Here is a 14,693-nt window from a genome sequence, read left to right on the forward strand (position 1 = left end):
TGCGGCTCTACTTTGCCTGCGCCGCACATGCACCTACTATTCCGTACCCCTTCCTTGCGCGGGCAGGCTTGTGTTCCCCACATAGTCCTGTCCGCGTTTTTCTTTTTGCCTGTATCGGACAAAAAAAGGCAAAATCCCGCACAAAAATCGCCTGCGCACCCGTTGATATTGAATAACAGGGCGTGTTTCGCGCATCTGACCCGAAAAGGACCAAGAAACCAAAAAGGGCAGATACAATGCGATTCTCACGCTTCATCCTTGCTGCGGCGACCTGCGCTGGCCTGGCCGCCTGCGGAGACACCACGGGCGAACAGGCAATCCTCGGCGGAGGTGCCGGGGCAGTGGGGGCGGCGGTCCTCAACGCGGACCCGTTGTTTGGCGCAGCCGTCGGCGCGGCGGGCAACGTGCTGTACTGCAAAACGCAGAACACCTGTAACTAACGCATATTTTGCGGGGCGCGTGTCGTCCCGCCCGTCATCGCGTATCACGCCGTCGTGGGGATTGTTCCCTGCGGCGGCGTTTTGCGTTTCCAGAACACCAAGCCAAAGGACGTTCCATGTTCAATAAGATCCTGATCGCCAACCGGGGCGAGATCGCCTGCCGGGTTATCAAGACCGCCCGCAAGATGGGTATCGGCACCGTCGCCATTTTCTCGGACGCGGACAAGAACGCGCTGCATGTGTCGATGGCGGACGAAGCCATCCATATCGGCCCGCCACCTGCAAACCAGTCCTATATCGTGATCGACAAGGTGATGGACGCCATCCGCCAGAGCGGCGCGCAGGCGGTCCATCCCGGTTACGGTTTCCTGTCCGAAAACGCCAAGTTTGCCGAGGCGCTGGAAGCCGAAGGCGTGGTTTTCGTCGGCCCCCCGAAAGGCGCGATCGAGGCGATGGGCGACAAGATCACCTCGAAGAAAATAGCACAGGACGCGAATGTGTCGACGGTTCCCGGATACATGGGGCTGATCGAAGACGCCGATGAGGCGGTCAAAATCTCGAACGAGATCGGCTATCCTGTCATGATCAAGGCCAGCGCCGGCGGTGGCGGTAAGGGCATGCGGATCGCGTGGAATGACGGCGAGGCTCGCGAGGGCTTTCAGTCGTCAAAGAACGAAGCCGCAAGCTCGTTCGGGGATGATCGGATCTTCATCGAGAAATTCGTGACCCAACCGCGTCACATCGAAATTCAGGTTCTGTGTGACAGCCATGGAAACGGCATCTACCTGGGCGAGCGCGAATGCTCGATCCAGCGCCGGAACCAGAAAGTCGTGGAAGAGGCGCCGTCGCCGTTTCTGGACGAAGCAACACGCAAAGCCATGGGGGAACAGGCCGTGGCCCTGGCCAAGGCCGTGGGCTATTCCAGCGCGGGAACGGTAGAGTTCATCGTTGACGGTGAAAAGAACTTCTATTTCCTGGAAATGAACACGCGTTTGCAGGTGGAACACCCTGTTACCGAACTGATCACCGGCGTTGATCTGGTCGAACAGATGATCCGCGTGGCTGCGGGTGAAAAGTTGTCGATCACGCAGGACGACGTGACACTGACCGGATGGGCGATCGAAAACCGCCTGTACGCCGAGGATCCGTATCGCGGCTTCCTGCCCTCGATTGGCCGTCTGACCCGGTATCGCCCACCTCAGGAGACGGCATCCGGGCCGATGCTGGCCAACGGCAAATGGCAGGGGGATGCGCCCGAAGGCGATGTTGCTGTTCGAAATGACACAGGCGTCTACGAGGGCGGTGAGATCAGCATGTATTACGACCCGATGATTGCCAAACTGTGTACTTGGGCTCCGACCCGTGATCAGGCGATCGAGGCGATGCGCGTGGCGCTGGACAGTTTCGAGGTTGAAGGCATTGGCCACAACCTGCCGTTCCTGTCCGCCGTGATGGATCATCCGAAATTCATCAGCGGCGATATGACCACGGCCTTCATCGCCGAGGAATACCCCGACGGGTTCGAGGGCGTCGAACTGGCCGAGGCAGACCTGCGCCGGATTGCAGCGTCCTGCGCAGCCATGCATCGCGTCGCAGAAATTCGCCGGACCCGCGTGTCGGGTCGGATGGACAATCACGAACGCAAGGTCGGCACCGATTGGGTTGTCTCCTTCGGGCGCGAAATCCAGTGGCCTGTCAAGGTTAACGCGGATCAGGATGGGGCCACGATCAGGTTTGACGACGGTCAGGAAATGCGGGTGACGGGTGATTGGACACCGGGTGATCAGCTTGCCGTCATGACGGTCGATGACGCACCGCTGGTCATGAAGGTGGGCAAGATCTCGGGCGGGTTCCGCATCCGTAACCGCGGCGCGGATCTCAAGGTGCAGATACGTACCCCGCGTCAGGCCGAACTGGCGCGGCTGATGCCTGAAAAACTGCCGCCCGACACCTCGAAAATGCTGCTGTGCCCGATGCCCGGTCTGGTCGTGAAGATCGACGTGGAAGTGGGGCAAGAGGTGCAGGAAGGTCAGGCGCTGTGCACCATCGAGGCGATGAAGATGGAAAACATCCTGCGCGCCGAGAAGAAGGGTATCGTTGCCAAGATCAATGCTGGCCCCGGCGACAGCCTCGCCGTGGACGAAGTGATCATCGAGTTCGAGTGATCATGACCGCGCTTTTGCCATACCTATCAAAGCCTCCGGCATTCTGTGCCGGGGTCTTTCGGGGTGGCGAAAGCGGTCAGCCGCCTTCGCGCCGATCGCGGATTTCGCGTTCGCGCAGGGGGGTCTTGTCGATGGACCGGCCAATCTCGCGCACGCTCCACGGAGAAGGTTTGCGCAGTTTGACCACGCCGTCCTTGTCGACGAATACCATCTGGAACCCGCGCGGGCGCAGCTGTGACCGGATCGGAGACCGCGCCGATGGGTCGGTATCGGTCAGAACCACCACGTCACGCTCACGCATTGCGGCTTCGCCTTCGAGCAGCATGTCGATCTGTTGCTGGAACCGCGGGTCCGCTGGCGTGTCGGCAAAGACCACGATGGGTCGGTTGACCCAAAGAAACTCGCTGAGTTCGCTGTCACCTACCGGGCGGACAAAACTGTCATCCGTCGTCGCCGTGCCATCCGCCGCCCAGACAGACATCGGGATTAGTGCCAAGAAAACAAAGGCAAGCGTGCGTGTCATGTGGCCTCCTGTTCCTTCGAATATAGCCTCTGTGACACCGATTGCGACCGACGATTTGTACCAAACACTCAAAATGTCGCGCTTGCGGCTGAATGAAACGGCCAAGCGCAAGACCTCAATGCGGAAGCTTTCGACTGCCGCCATCCGAATTGACAAGAGGAAACCGAAATGACCGACACCAAGGATTGGAAAGCGCTGGCCGAGAAAGAGCTGCGCGGACGTCCGCTGGACGACCTGACCAAAGAGACGCTGGAAGGCATTGCGGTCAAACCGCTCTATACGCAGGAAGACACCGCCGGTTTGCCGCATATGGGGTCGCTGCCGGGCTTTGGTCCGTTTACACGCGGTGTGAAGGCCACGATGTATGCGGGGCGTCCGTGGACGATCCGTCAGTATGCGGGCTTTTCGACCGCCGAAGAATCCAACGCCTTCTATCGCCGCAATCTGGCGGCGGGCCAGCAGGGTGTTTCGGTCGCCTTCGATCTGGCCACCCACCGCGGCTATGACAGCGACCACCCGCGTGTCGTCGGTGACGTGGGCAAGGCCGGTGTGGCCATCGACAGTGTCGAGGACATGAAAATCCTGTTCGACGGCATTCCGTTGGATCAGGTCTCGGTCTCGATGACCATGAACGGCGCGGTGATCCCGATTCTGGCGAACTTCATCGTGGCAGGAGAGGAACAGGGGCACGACAAATCGGTTCTGTCCGGCACCATTCAGAACGACATTCTGAAGGAATTCATGGTGCGAAATACCTATATCTACCCGCCCGAGCCCTCGATGCGGATCATCTCGGACATCATCGAGTATACCTCGAACGAGATGCCCAAGTTCAACTCGATCTCGATCTCGGGCTATCACATGCAAGAGGCCGGCGCGAACCTGGTGCAGGAGCTGGCCTATACCCTGGCCGACGGGCGCGAATATGTCCGTGCAGCGACACAGGCCGGGATGGACGTGGACAAGTTCGCAGGCCGGCTGTCGTTCTTCTTTGCCATCGGCATGAACTTTTTCATGGAGATCGCCAAACTGCGCGCCGCACGCACGCTGTGGCACCGGGTCATGACCGAGTTCGGCGCGAAATCCGAACGATCAAAAATGCTGCGCACCCACTGCCAGACGTCAGGTGTTTCGTTGCAGGAACAGGACCCTTACAACAACGTGATCCGCACCGCCTATGAGGCGATGAGCGCGGTTCTGGGCGGGACCCAATCGTTGCACACAAATGCGCTGGACGAAGCGATCGCGCTGCCCACCGACTTTTCGGCGCGTATCGCCCGGAACACGCAGCTAGTGTTGCAGGAAGAGACCGGCGTGACCGATGTGGTCGACCCGCTGGCGGGGTCTTATTACATCGAAAGCCTGACCAATGAGCTGATCGAAAAAGCCTGGGCCCTGATGGAAGAGGTCGAGGAAATGGGCGGCATGACCAAGGCCGTGGCCAGCGGCATGCCCAAGCTGCGCATCGAGGAAAGCGCCGCGCGCCGCCAGGCCATGATCGACCGCGGCGAAGAGGTGATCGTCGGGGTTAACAAATATCGCAAGGAACAGGAAGATCCGATCGATATTCTGGACGTCGACAATGTGGCCGTGCGAGAAGCTCAGGTCGCGCGATTGGAACGTATCCGTGCAACCCGTGACGAGGCTGCTTGCCAACAGGCGCTCGACGCTTTGACCAAGGCTGCCCAAGAGGGCGGAAACCTGCTGGCTGCTGCGGTCGAGGCCGCCCGCGCCCGCGCATCCGTAGGAGAGATCAGCATGGCAATGGAAAAGGAATTCGGCCGCCACCGCGCCGAAGTGAAAACCCTGGCCGGCGTTTATGGCGCGGCCTATGAGGGTGATGAAGGCTTTGCCGCGATCCAGAAATCCATCGAGGAATTCGCCGAGGCCGAAGGCCGTCGCCCCCGTCTGCTGGTGGTCAAGATGGGGCAGGACGGTCATGACCGTGGGGCCAAGGTGATTGCCACCGCGTTCGCCGATATCGGGTTTGACGTAGACGTTGGCCCCTTGTTCCAGACCCCGGCCGAGGCCGCGCAGGACGCGGTGGACAATGACGTGCATGTGGTCGGTATTTCCTCGCAGGCGGCAGGGCACAAGACATTGGCTCCGCAACTGGTGGAAGAGCTGAAAAAAGCCGGGGCCGAGGACATCATCGTGATCTGCGGCGGGGTGATCCCGCAGCAGGATTACCAGTTCCTTTATGATCATGGGGTCAAGGCCATCTTTGGCCCGGGCACCAACATTCCCGAGGCCGCTCAGGACATCCTGCGCCTGATCAGCGAAGCGCGCGGCTGACGAAGGTCGGGTTTTTCGTCGAAACATCTTGTGATCGCGCCTCTTTGGCGAAAACATACGGCCAGATCCGCAAGGGTCTGGCCGTAAACTTGCAGGAGGTGGCATATGTTACTGGATCATCTGGCCGTCGCGGGTGAAACGCTGGAAGACGCATCTGCCCATATCGAACAAGCGCTTGGCGTTGCGCTGCAACCCGGCGGCAAGCACGAGACGTTCGGGACGTACAACAAGTTGCTGGGCCTCAGGGACGGGCTTTATCTGGAGGCGATCGCGATCGACCCGCAGGCGCAAACGCCGGGCAGAACGCGGTGGTTCGATCTGGACCGCTTCGAAGGTAGCCCGCGTCTGACCAACTGGATTTGCCGGGTCGAGGATATCGAAGCCTCGCTTGCGTTGTTTCCCGATGGTGTCGGGCAACCGATCGATCTGACCCGGGGCGCGCTGCGGTGGCGCATGGCGGTTCCACCAACCGGGCGCTTGCCGTTCGACAACCTGTTTCCCGCACTTATCGAATGGCAGGGCGATCTTCACCCGGCCGACATGCTGCAAAACAGCGGCTGTCGGCTGCGGCGCTTGGTTGTGTACCACCCGGATGCGTTGACGCTGGCCAGACATCTTGGTGCATTGGATCAGGTGGTGTTCGACACCGGTCCGGCCGCGCTCAGGGCGGAGTTCGAGACACCTCATGGGGTCCGGGTGCTGGAATGATCATTCGCCCGGCCATGGCGGCGGATGCGCCCGCAATCGCCAGGATCACCAATGCGATCATCCGCGAGTCCTTGATCACCTTCACGACCGATGAGCGCAGCACGACGCAAATCACCGAGGATATTACGGCGCGGGGCACCGGCTTCCTGGTCGCCGAACATGATGGGCAAGTTGTTGGTTTTGCCACCTATGCCCCGTTTCGTGCGGGCCCCGGATACGCGCAGACGCGCGAACACTCGATCCAGCTGTCACCGGATGCGCGCGGAAAAGGCGTTGGGCGGGCTTTGATGCAAGCGCTTGAGGCGGCCGCACGAACCGACGGGGTGCATGTGCTGGTCGCTGGCATTTCCTCGGCCAATCCGGGTGCCGTGGCGTTTCACGCGGCGCTGGGCTTTTCGCAGGTTGGTCGCATGCCCGAAGTAGGGTTCAAATGGGGTCAATGGCTGGATCTTGTGCTGATGCAGAAAATTCTTTCACCTGAATGATCTGTCGCACCTGACAGTCCCGAATTGTGACGCTAGTGTACGCCCATGTCGATCTGGACCCGCATATCCGATGCGCTCAGCGCGCTGGCCCATGGCGAAAGCCTGGCCGCAGTTTTTGAAAAGCTGCGAACACCGCCGGAACGATCGGTGGCGTTCACGATTGCGGTGATTGCCCTGGGCGCAAAAATGGCCAAGGCAGACGGTCAGGTGACACGAGATGAAGTCACCGCCTTCCGCGATGTGTTCCAGATCGCGCGCGAAGACGAAGAAGACGCTGCGCGGGTCTTCAACATGGCGCGTACGGATGTGGCGGGGTATCAGGATTATGCCCGCAAGATCGCCCGGATGTTTGCCGAAGACAGCACCACGCTTTGCGACCTGATGGAGGGGCTGTTTCACATCGCCATGGCCGATGGGTTCTACCACCCCAATGAGAACGCGTTCTTGGAGGAAGTGAGCAAGATCTTCGGGCAGTCCGACGCTCAATTCAAAGCATTGCGGGCACGGTTCGTGCCGGATGCGCCAAAAGATCCCTACACGGTTCTGGGCGTGCCGCAGGACATGCCCTTGCCCGATATCCGCAAAGTCTGGCGAAAACTGGTTCGCGAAACGCACCCGGACGCCATGATGGCGCGCGGTGTCCCGGAAGAGGCGATCAGACTGGCCGAGAAAAAGATGATCGACATCAACCGCGCCTGGGATGAGATCAACGGCGCGCGGGCCTGACAGGATGCGGCTGGCGACCTACAATATCGAATGGTTTGCCAATCTTTTTGATCAAAACGACAATCTGATCGTCGATGACACCTGGTCCGGTCGGCATGATGTCACGAAGGCGCAGCAGGTCGAGGCGATTGCAAAAGTGCTGACCGCGATTGACGCGGATGCGGTATTGATTGTCGAGGCTCCGAACACCGGCAAACGCCAGAACACGGTGCGGGCCCTGCAAACCTTTGCCGAGGCGTTCGATCTGCGCATCTCTGACGCGGTGATGGGGTTTGCCAACGACACCCATCAAGAGCTGGCGCTGCTCTACGACAGGACCATTCTCACCGTGCGCCATGATCCCAAGGGTGACATCGACGACCCCTTGGCCCCCCGGTTCGATGGTGCGTTCAGAATCGATCTGGATATTGATGCGACCGAGGATGTCGTGCGGTTTTCCAAACCACCGATGGAATTGGCGGTGACGACGCAGTCGGGCCACGACGTCCGGCTGATCGGAGCTCATTTGAAATCCAAGGCTCCGCATGGGGCCGGGTCGCGGGATGAGGCGATCCGGATCTCGATTGCCAACCGCCGCAAGCAACTGGCGCAGGCGGTCTGGCTGGCCAGGCGGGTCGAGATGCACGTTGCCAGCCAGGAACCCGTCATTCTGCTGGGAGACCTGAACGACGGCCCCGGGCTGGATGAGTTCGAGCATCTGTTCGGCCGCTCTTCGGTTGAGATTTTGCTGGAGGCAGGTTTGTTCGACCCGCACGCGGTGACGGCTCATGGTTTTCGGCCGGGATCGATACCTTCCACGGCGCGTTTTGCCCGCCCGGAAGAAGGCAGGTTTCTCGAGGCTCTTCTGGATTACATAATGATAACCCAGGATCTGCGTGCATACCGCCCGGCTTGGCGCATTTGGCATCCGTTTCGCGACGCGGCCTGTTGGTCCGCACCGGACCTGCGACAGGCGCTGCTGACGGCGTCGGATCATTTCCCGGTCACACTGGACATCGACCTGTGACCTTTCACGCCTGCGGCTGGGGCGCTATATTCTAGGTATGAAACACGTTTTGCTGATCAGCATGATCACTGCCGGCATCGCCGCGCCCGCCCTTTCGCAGGAAGACAACAGCAAATCCCTGATGGAGCAGGGGGCCGAGCTGTTTTTCGAAGGTCTGCGCAAGGAAATGGAACCGGCGCTGGATGATCTGCTGGGCCTTGCGGATGAGTTTGGCCCGGCAATGCAGTCGTTCTTGCGGGAAATGGGCCCCGCACTGGCCGAGCTGGGGGCCGAGATCAAGGATTGGAGCGCTTATGAAGCGCCCGAGATCTTGCCCAATGGCGATATCATCATCCGCAGGAAACAGGCCGAGGATCCGCCAGAGCCTGAAAATGAAGGTGAAGAATTGCCCGAAGGGGCAACTGATATCTGATCGGATCGAGGGTCAGCCCTTGATGATCACGCGCGTATCGGATTTCAGGGCGTTCGCCAGTGAATTCAGGCGCGCTTCGGCTACTTCGCTGAACAGAGGGGCTGCTGCTTCGGGCAGGTACAGCTCCAACTCCCGCTTTTTGGGATAGAATTTCAGGCGCCCCATATTGGCGTCATTGTGCATCCACAGCATCGCGCCAAAGCGCATGGCCTTGCCCAGAATCTCGGCGTCTTTCTGGCCTTTTTCGTCCAGCAGATCATACAGGGGCGCAAACCGGTTGCCTTCGCGTTTGTTGCGATACCGGTGCTGCAAGGCCAGCCCGATAAAGACACGTTCGGAATGCTTCAAACCGCCCAGATTGGCGCGGGTGACGTTGTCGAAACAGACTTCGGCCCGGTAATCGGGATGAGCACGCCAGCTGACATCGTGCAGCAGGCACGCAGCCTTGATCAGTCGAACGCTGCTGGGGGGCGCTGATTTGAACAGCGGCATCACGAAATCATAGAGGTTTCGGCCAAATCCGGGCAGGCGGGCATCCTTGGATTCGGAAAAAAGGCTGGCTTCGATCAGCGGGTCCCGGTCGCGCAACTCCTGCGACATTTGTTCATACAGCAATCCCTCACGGATCCCATAGCTGGATATGGCGATGTCCTTCGGTTTGAACGTTCGGATCAGCCGGGCCAGAACATCCATCGCGTAGGGGATGAGCGACATCCGCGAGCTGGATACACCGGCCTGGCTGCGCAGCTTTTCATGATCGTTCTTTTCAATGAACTTGATCGTTTCACGAACCTGTTTTGTCGTCATCCGGTATTCATGCAGCACGTTCAGCGGATAGCCCCGCCGCAGCATGTCCAGCCGGGCAAAGGCCCGCCAGCTGCCGCCAACCAGAAACAGACGATCCCGCTGCGGACCCATTTGATCGCGCAGCTGTTCCATCGTGCTTTTGATATGGGCCTTGCGTGCGCGCCGTCCGCCCTTGATATCGCGCAGTTTCAGCGGCCCGAGGGCCGAAGTCAGGCGGCGGCCGACCTGACCGTCTCCGATCTCGGCCAGTTCCATCGACGACCCGCCGATGTCGCAGATCAGGCCATAGGCTCCAGGCCATCCCAGCAGCACTCCCTGAGCTGATAAACGGGCTTCTTCTTCCCCGTCGATGACTTCCACGTGCAGCCCGGTCTCTGCCTTGACTTGATCGCAGAAATCCGGCCCGTCCTTGGCCTCGCGCACAGCTGCCGTGGCCACGACATGCAAACCCGGCAATTCCAGATCAACCGCCAGATTCTGAAACCGTCGCAGCGCCGCCAGTGCCCGTTCGCGCCCACGCGGGTTCAGTCGCCCGGTCTCGGACAGGCCCGCGCCCAATTCGCACATGACCTTTTCATTGTAGAAATAGGCCGGCGATCGGGCCGCACCGTCAAAGATGACCATCCGGACCGAGTTGGATCCGACATCGACAACTCCGACACGCGACAATGCCCGGGTTCCAGGCTCGTCGAACAGTGGCTTTCCGAAAGGCCCCCAATCAGGGATGTCGGTTGCAGCGGTCTGATCCATGTGTCTTCCAGATAATGCTGTGTGAGGATGCGAAATTGGCGGGTGCGGGTCAATCACCCGTCTCGATCTCGTACGGGCTCATGTTCAGAACCCGCACGGCCAGGGAACGGGTGATGTCGCGCTTTTCCATAAGGGCCAATTGATCCAGTTGCTCCACTACGTCGGCCGCAGTTTCAAATCGACGATCCATGTGTTTGACCAGATAGGCGATTACCTCGGGGCCGGGGTTCAGCTGCCGATCTACGAACAGTTTGGCCAGAACCGCACCCAGCAACGCATCGTCTGGCGGATCCAGCGCCACGTGATGGGCGCCTTCGACCCGGCTTTGCAGGTCGGCCAGTGGCAATTCCCAGAATTTCGGGGCAAGCCGACCAGTCATCAGCAGGGCGTTCCCCTCGGCCAGAACCAGATTGTGCAGGTGAAACAGCGTTTTCTGCTGGTCGGCATCGTCGGCGATCATGGGCACGTCTTCGACGGCAATCGGCCTGCGTGCCAGGTCCGGCACATCGTCATACCGCAAATCCGCAGCCTGAATGATGCGCCCGCCGGTTTCCGCGGCCCAGACATGCGCCAGATGGGTTTTGCCTGCGCCGGCCGGGCCGGTCAGAACAAGCTTGTTTCCCGGCCAGGATGTTGCCGAGATCATCGCCACGGCCAAGGCATTGGCAGGCGACACAAAAAAGTCCTCTCGCCCGAGCGCAGTTTTGGCGGGCAGATCAAAGCTGAGTTGTCGGGCCATTTACTCGGTTTCCTGATCCTGACGTTCAAGACCGGTATAAAGTCGGCTGTCCAGGTACAGCGATGTGGCAAATCGGGCCAGCACGCCCAATGCTGCGGCCACGGGCACGGCGATCAGCATGCCGACAAAGCCGAACAAGGCCCCAAAGACCGACAGCGCCAGCAGCAGCCAGACCGGGTGCAGCCCGACAGAGCTGCCTACCAGTTTGGGTGTCAGGAAATTCCCCTCGGTGACCTGCCCGATGGCAAAGATCCCCGCGATCAGTCCGACATGTGCCCAATCTCCCCAAAACTGAAACAGCGCCAGCCCGATGGCCAACGAGCCTCCGATCAGGGCGCCCAGATAGGGGATGAACGTGACCAGCCCCGCGATGAACCCCACGATCAGGCCGAATTGCAGACCGGCAAGCATCAGCGCGACGGCATAGTAGGTACCCAGGATCAGGCAGACCGTTCCCATCCCGCGTACGAAAGAGGCCAGCACGGCGTCAATCTCACCGGCCAGCCGCCTGATGGTGGGGGCGTGGTCACGCGGCAGGAGCTCTCCGATGCGAGCGACCATGCGATCCCAGTCCAGCAGCAGGTAAACGGCCACGACGGGCACGATCACCAGAAGGACAACAATGTTTATCGCGGACCCGAGTGAGGCAAGAACCGTTTGCAGAACATCCCCGGTCTTGGACTTCAGCATGTCACCGAAGGACACCAGCATCTGATGAGTGTTTGATTCCCGGTCCAGCAGCGACGGGAATTGTTTTTCAATGAACCCGCGCAATTGCTTGAAAAGGTCAGGCAGAACGTCGATCAGATCCAGCAATTGAGTAATCAGGGCGGGCACGACCATCAGGATCGCCAATATAAACCCCAAAATCCCGATGACGGTGATGATGGCTGTGGCTGCGATGCGCGACAGGCCCAACCGCTCCAGCCGATCCGCAACGGGATCAAGGAAATACGCAATTGCTCCGCCTATGACGAAGGGCAGCAGGACATCCCCCAAAGCCCAAAGGATCAAAACAAAAACCGCAGCGGCGACGCCCCAGTATCTCAGCTGATCCTTTACCGGCAAAGCCATCGTGATCCCCTTGTTCAGGCCCTTGCAGGCGTTCTTGGCGCATCAAAGCCCATGATGCAAGCGCTTCATGGGCAGGGGCTTTGCCCGTTTCAATCGTGCAACGTCCCCAGTTCAGGGGTGTCTTCGTCTGCGGCTTCATCGGGCCAGTTGGTGCGCCAGATTTCTGCCGACCAGTGCTCACAATGAACCGCCGGGCGGTCGAAACCGGACAGGGCGTGCAACAACGGTTCAACAATGACGTCATGGCGGGGTACGGCGAAATAAGGGAAAGAATACCGTTCCTTGCCCGACCGGTTGACCACCCGATGTGGCGTGGATTTCAATCGCCCGCCTGACCAAAGTTCCAGCATGTCGCCGATATTCACCACGAAACCACCGAGTGGGCAGTCCGGTGAAATCCACTTGCCGCTGCGGGTCTGCACCTCGAGCCCGCCCACCGGATCGGGCGCGATGATGGTCAGTGCGTCCGTATCCTTGTGCGGATGGATGCCATAGCCCGCTTCTTCCGCGGCCTGCGGGGGATAGTGCAGCAATGTCATATTGGTCATCGGGTTGCGGAACGCGTCGCGCAAAATGCCAGGGGTCAAGTTCAGGCCGGATTCCAATGCGCCCAACAACACATCAGTGACCTGATCCAATTGACGCCAATAGTCCAGGATGACCTCTTTGGCGCGGGGAACTTCGGCGGGCCACAGATTTGGGCCGTACAGGGCACATTCACTGCGCACGGGGTCGGTGGCGGCAACCTCGTGGTGCAGCTTGTAACCCTCGTATTTGTCGGCTTTGCCGGATCCGTCATTCGGTGTGAAAAAACCCATCGGGATATAACCGCGGTAATTCTCGCGCGTGATGGCCTGATCCCATTTGCGGGCTTCATTGATGGCAAAGATCTCTCGTGTGGTCTGACGGACCTGATCCACCGTCTGCTGGGACACACCTGTCCCGGTGATGGACAGAAACCCGATTCCTGTGCAGGCCTCAATTATGCCTTGTACCGTGGCGGCAAAGGCTTCGCTGCCGGGATCGGACAGCGGCGAGATGTCTATTGTCGGAATCCTGTCCATCAGTGAATCCTGACCCCCTGACGCTCTAGTTCCGTGTGAACAGGTGCCAGGTTCAATTGGTCCAGGCCCTGATTGCTTTTCAGTGCCACGGCCGCCGCAATGCCAGCGCCCTGGCCCATGACGGCGCAGCAGGCCATGTTGCGCGTGGCGGCATGGGCCACCCGGTCCGCACCATGCGACCGCCCAGCGACCAGCAGGCCCTTGACGCCCCTGGGCAGCATCGAGCGGTAGGGGACCTGCATGTACCGCCCCGTGGTCGGCAGGATCAGAATGCCGTAGCCGTCGATGAATTCGGGATAGATGCCGATCGTGTCCTCGAACCGGCCCTGATGGCGGACGTCGTTTTCGGTCATGTTGTATACCGCATCGATCTTGCGGGTGTCGCGAATACCGATGGTCATCCCGAAATTCCGAAGCCGCGCGTTTTCGCATCCCGGCATGAACCGGCGCAGCGCCTCGATGGCCAGCATGGTCTGGCGGCGGCCTTCGATCTCGCCACGTGTCAGGCTGTCGGGGTCGGTCCCGTCGATCTCGGCCAGGTGGATGAGGTTCATGTAGGTCAGCTCGCCCGTGTCATGCATCGCGCCCCAGGTGCCGGCAATGGTGTTCAGGTGCGGCGGGATCAGCCCCTGGTCGATGGCCTGCTGGAAGGGCTTGTGCACGAAGGGCGAGAACATGTCGTCCTCTTTGCCGCTGGTTTCGATGTTCCACTCACCGCCGCCGCCCCAGTCCTTGTAGGTCTGCGGATCGGCTTTGACGCCTTCCATAAAGGCGCGCTTGTCCACCCCGGCCAGATGGAACATGACAGAGGCCGCCATCATGTCCTCCCTAGGTGTTTTATGCGTCGGGGCCCCCGCGCGATGGGCCACATCGGCGTCGCCGGTGGCATCGATTACCACCTTGGCCAGTATCGCCTCGCGCCCGGCCTTGGATTCGGTGATGATGCCAGTGATCCGGTCGCCGTCCATTATCGGGGCGACGAATTGCCGGTGCAGCATCGGATGAACACCCGCCTCTTCGACCAGCTTGTCCGCCACCAGCTTGAACCCTTCGCTGTCCAGTTCATAGCTGAGCGACTGGCTTTCGGGCACCGCCGCGCCCATCTCTTTGGCGCGGGTTTCGAACTCCATCCCGATGCCGCCGGCCTCGACGGTTTGCTCGTGCCGGTACCAGGCGAATCCTTCGACGCCGACGGCAGTGATGTTGCCGCCCATACAGCCGAACCGGTCAACTAGCGACACGTCTGCGCCTGCGCGGGCCGCTGCCAGCGCTGCTGCCAACCCGGCCGGGCCAGAGCCCACGACCAGAATATCGGTCTGGTGGATGACAGGTATCTGCCGGGCGGGTTCCTGAATTGTCTGCAACAGCGCCTCCTGGTGTTTGTGTTCCCGCCACAATTGAAACTCCCAATTGGCGGGTCAATCAAAAACCCGACTGACCTTGGGTCGCAACCGCGCCATTGCCGGGCGTCGCGTTCACAGTCCGCCAGCGCAGAGAGC

Annotated in this window: 14 protein-coding genes; 8 read left to right on the forward strand and 6 right to left on the reverse strand. The window is 60.3% G+C overall.

The features are described from left to right. Positions 1 to 236 precede the first annotated feature (236 nt). Together GS612_RS03290 and GS612_RS03295 are read left to right on the forward strand one after the other, a co-directional pair. Positions 237 to 440: a hypothetical protein gene (locus GS612_RS03290; protein WP_170343657.1), complete on the forward strand. Its 204-nt coding sequence runs from the start codon at positions 237 to 239 to the stop codon at positions 438 to 440. 116 nt (positions 441 to 556) lie between these two features. Then, positions 557 to 2,605: an acetyl/propionyl/methylcrotonyl-CoA carboxylase subunit alpha gene (locus tag GS612_RS03295; RefSeq protein ID WP_171639074.1), complete on the forward strand. Its 2,049-nt coding sequence runs from the start codon at positions 557 to 559 to the stop codon at positions 2,603 to 2,605. A 76-nt stretch (positions 2,606 to 2,681) separates the two neighbouring features. On the opposite strand, the gene GS612_RS03300 is transcribed toward GS612_RS03295, so the two are convergent. After that, positions 2,682 to 3,128 (reverse strand): DUF4174 domain-containing protein, encoded by a 447-nt coding sequence (locus tag GS612_RS03300; RefSeq protein WP_152458718.1) that lies wholly within the window; start codon positions 3,126 to 3,128, stop codon positions 2,682 to 2,684. A 168-nt stretch (positions 3,129 to 3,296) separates the two neighbouring features. Here GS612_RS03300 and scpA point away from each other — a divergent pair, with 168 nt between their 5' ends. The 6 genes from scpA to GS612_RS03330 all read left to right on the forward strand — a co-directional run bounded on the left by scpA (position 3,297) and on the right by GS612_RS03330 (position 8,760). Further along, the gene (gene scpA, locus GS612_RS03305; protein WP_171227859.1) at positions 3,297 to 5,423 is read left to right on the forward strand and encodes a methylmalonyl-CoA mutase; all 2,127 of its coding nucleotides are present in this window, start codon (positions 3,297 to 3,299) and stop codon (positions 5,421 to 5,423) included. Positions 5,424 to 5,528: 105 nt separating this feature from the next. Next, the gene (locus GS612_RS03310) at positions 5,529 to 6,131 is read left to right on the forward strand and encodes a VOC family protein (RefSeq protein ID WP_171114825.1); all 603 of its coding nucleotides are present in this window, start codon (positions 5,529 to 5,531) and stop codon (positions 6,129 to 6,131) included. Next, positions 6,128 to 6,616, forward strand: a complete 489-nt coding sequence (locus tag GS612_RS03315) for a GNAT family N-acetyltransferase (RefSeq protein WP_171639075.1) — start codon at positions 6,128 to 6,130, stop codon at positions 6,614 to 6,616. Before GS612_RS03310 ends, GS612_RS03315 begins: the two co-directional genes overlap by 4 nt. A 45-nt stretch (positions 6,617 to 6,661) precedes the next feature. Continuing rightward, positions 6,662 to 7,342: a molecular chaperone DjiA gene (locus GS612_RS03320; RefSeq protein WP_171639076.1), complete on the forward strand. Its 681-nt coding sequence runs from the start codon at positions 6,662 to 6,664 to the stop codon at positions 7,340 to 7,342. A 4-nt stretch (positions 7,343 to 7,346) separates the two neighbouring features. Then, positions 7,347 to 8,348: an endonuclease/exonuclease/phosphatase family protein gene (locus GS612_RS03325; protein WP_171232005.1), complete on the forward strand. Its 1,002-nt coding sequence runs from the start codon at positions 7,347 to 7,349 to the stop codon at positions 8,346 to 8,348. A gap of 37 nt (positions 8,349 to 8,385) precedes the next feature. After that, positions 8,386 to 8,760: a hypothetical protein gene (locus tag GS612_RS03330; RefSeq protein ID WP_171231225.1), complete on the forward strand. Its 375-nt coding sequence runs from the start codon at positions 8,386 to 8,388 to the stop codon at positions 8,758 to 8,760. Positions 8,761 to 8,772: 12 nt separating this feature from the next. Here the strand turns inward: GS612_RS03330 and GS612_RS03335 are convergent, their stop codons facing one another. From GS612_RS03335 to GS612_RS03355, 5 genes are all read right to left on the reverse strand, one after another. After that, positions 8,773 to 10,317: a Ppx/GppA family phosphatase gene (locus GS612_RS03335; protein ID WP_152458711.1), complete on the reverse strand. Its 1,545-nt coding sequence runs from the start codon at positions 10,315 to 10,317 to the stop codon at positions 8,773 to 8,775. Positions 10,318 to 10,366: 49 nt separating this feature from the next. Then, positions 10,367 to 11,056 carry a DnaA ATPase domain-containing protein gene (locus GS612_RS03340; RefSeq protein WP_171639077.1) on the reverse strand — a complete coding sequence of 230 codons (690 nt, stop codon included), beginning with the start codon at positions 11,054 to 11,056 and terminating at the stop codon, positions 10,367 to 10,369. Next, positions 11,057 to 12,130, reverse strand: a complete 1,074-nt coding sequence (locus GS612_RS03345) for an AI-2E family transporter (RefSeq protein WP_152458709.1) — start codon at positions 12,128 to 12,130, stop codon at positions 11,057 to 11,059. An 89-nt stretch (positions 12,131 to 12,219) separates the two neighbouring features. Continuing rightward, complete coding sequence (locus GS612_RS03350) at positions 12,220 to 13,194, reverse strand: isopenicillin N synthase family oxygenase (RefSeq protein ID WP_171639078.1); 975 nt, start codon at positions 13,192 to 13,194, stop codon at positions 12,220 to 12,222. Then, positions 13,194 to 14,558, reverse strand: coding sequence for an FAD-dependent oxidoreductase (locus GS612_RS03355; RefSeq protein ID WP_371809277.1), 1,365 nt, complete (start codon positions 14,556 to 14,558; stop codon positions 13,194 to 13,196). The genes GS612_RS03350 and GS612_RS03355 overlap by 1 nt, the downstream gene beginning before the upstream one ends. Positions 14,559 to 14,693 lie beyond the last annotated feature (135 nt).

The organism is Ruegeria sp. HKCCD6157, from assembly GCF_013110685.1.
GTDB lineage: Bacteria > Pseudomonadota > Alphaproteobacteria > Rhodobacterales > Rhodobacteraceae > Ruegeria.

Excerpts from the sequence above, each read along its gene's own strand:
- GS612_RS03290 (WP_170343657.1), top strand. The coding sequence starts at position 237 with ATGCGATTCTCACGCTTCATCCTTGCTGCGGCGACCTGCGCTGGCCTG.
- GS612_RS03295 (WP_171639074.1), top strand. The coding sequence starts at position 557 with ATGTTCAATAAGATCCTGATCGCCAACCGGGGCGAGATCGCCTGCCGG.
- GS612_RS03300 (WP_152458718.1), bottom strand. The coding sequence starts at position 3,128 with ATGACACGCACGCTTGCCTTTGTTTTCTTGGCACTAATCCCGATGTCT.
- scpA (WP_171227859.1), top strand. The coding sequence starts at position 3,297 with ATGACCGACACCAAGGATTGGAAAGCGCTGGCCGAGAAAGAGCTGCGC.
- GS612_RS03310 (WP_171114825.1), top strand. The coding sequence starts at position 5,529 with ATGTTACTGGATCATCTGGCCGTCGCGGGTGAAACGCTGGAAGACGCA.
- GS612_RS03315 (WP_171639075.1), top strand. The coding sequence starts at position 6,128 with ATGATCATTCGCCCGGCCATGGCGGCGGATGCGCCCGCAATCGCCAGG.
- GS612_RS03320 (WP_171639076.1), top strand. The coding sequence starts at position 6,662 with ATGTCGATCTGGACCCGCATATCCGATGCGCTCAGCGCGCTGGCCCAT.
- GS612_RS03325 (WP_171232005.1), top strand. The coding sequence starts at position 7,347 with ATGCGGCTGGCGACCTACAATATCGAATGGTTTGCCAATCTTTTTGAT.
- GS612_RS03330 (WP_171231225.1), top strand. The coding sequence starts at position 8,386 with ATGAAACACGTTTTGCTGATCAGCATGATCACTGCCGGCATCGCCGCG.
- GS612_RS03335 (WP_152458711.1), bottom strand. The coding sequence starts at position 10,317 with ATGGATCAGACCGCTGCAACCGACATCCCTGATTGGGGGCCTTTCGGA.
- GS612_RS03340 (WP_171639077.1), bottom strand. The coding sequence starts at position 11,056 with ATGGCCCGACAACTCAGCTTTGATCTGCCCGCCAAAACTGCGCTCGGG.
- GS612_RS03345 (WP_152458709.1), bottom strand. The coding sequence starts at position 12,130 with ATGGCTTTGCCGGTAAAGGATCAGCTGAGATACTGGGGCGTCGCCGCT.
- GS612_RS03350 (WP_171639078.1), bottom strand. The coding sequence starts at position 13,194 with ATGGACAGGATTCCGACAATAGACATCTCGCCGCTGTCCGATCCCGGC.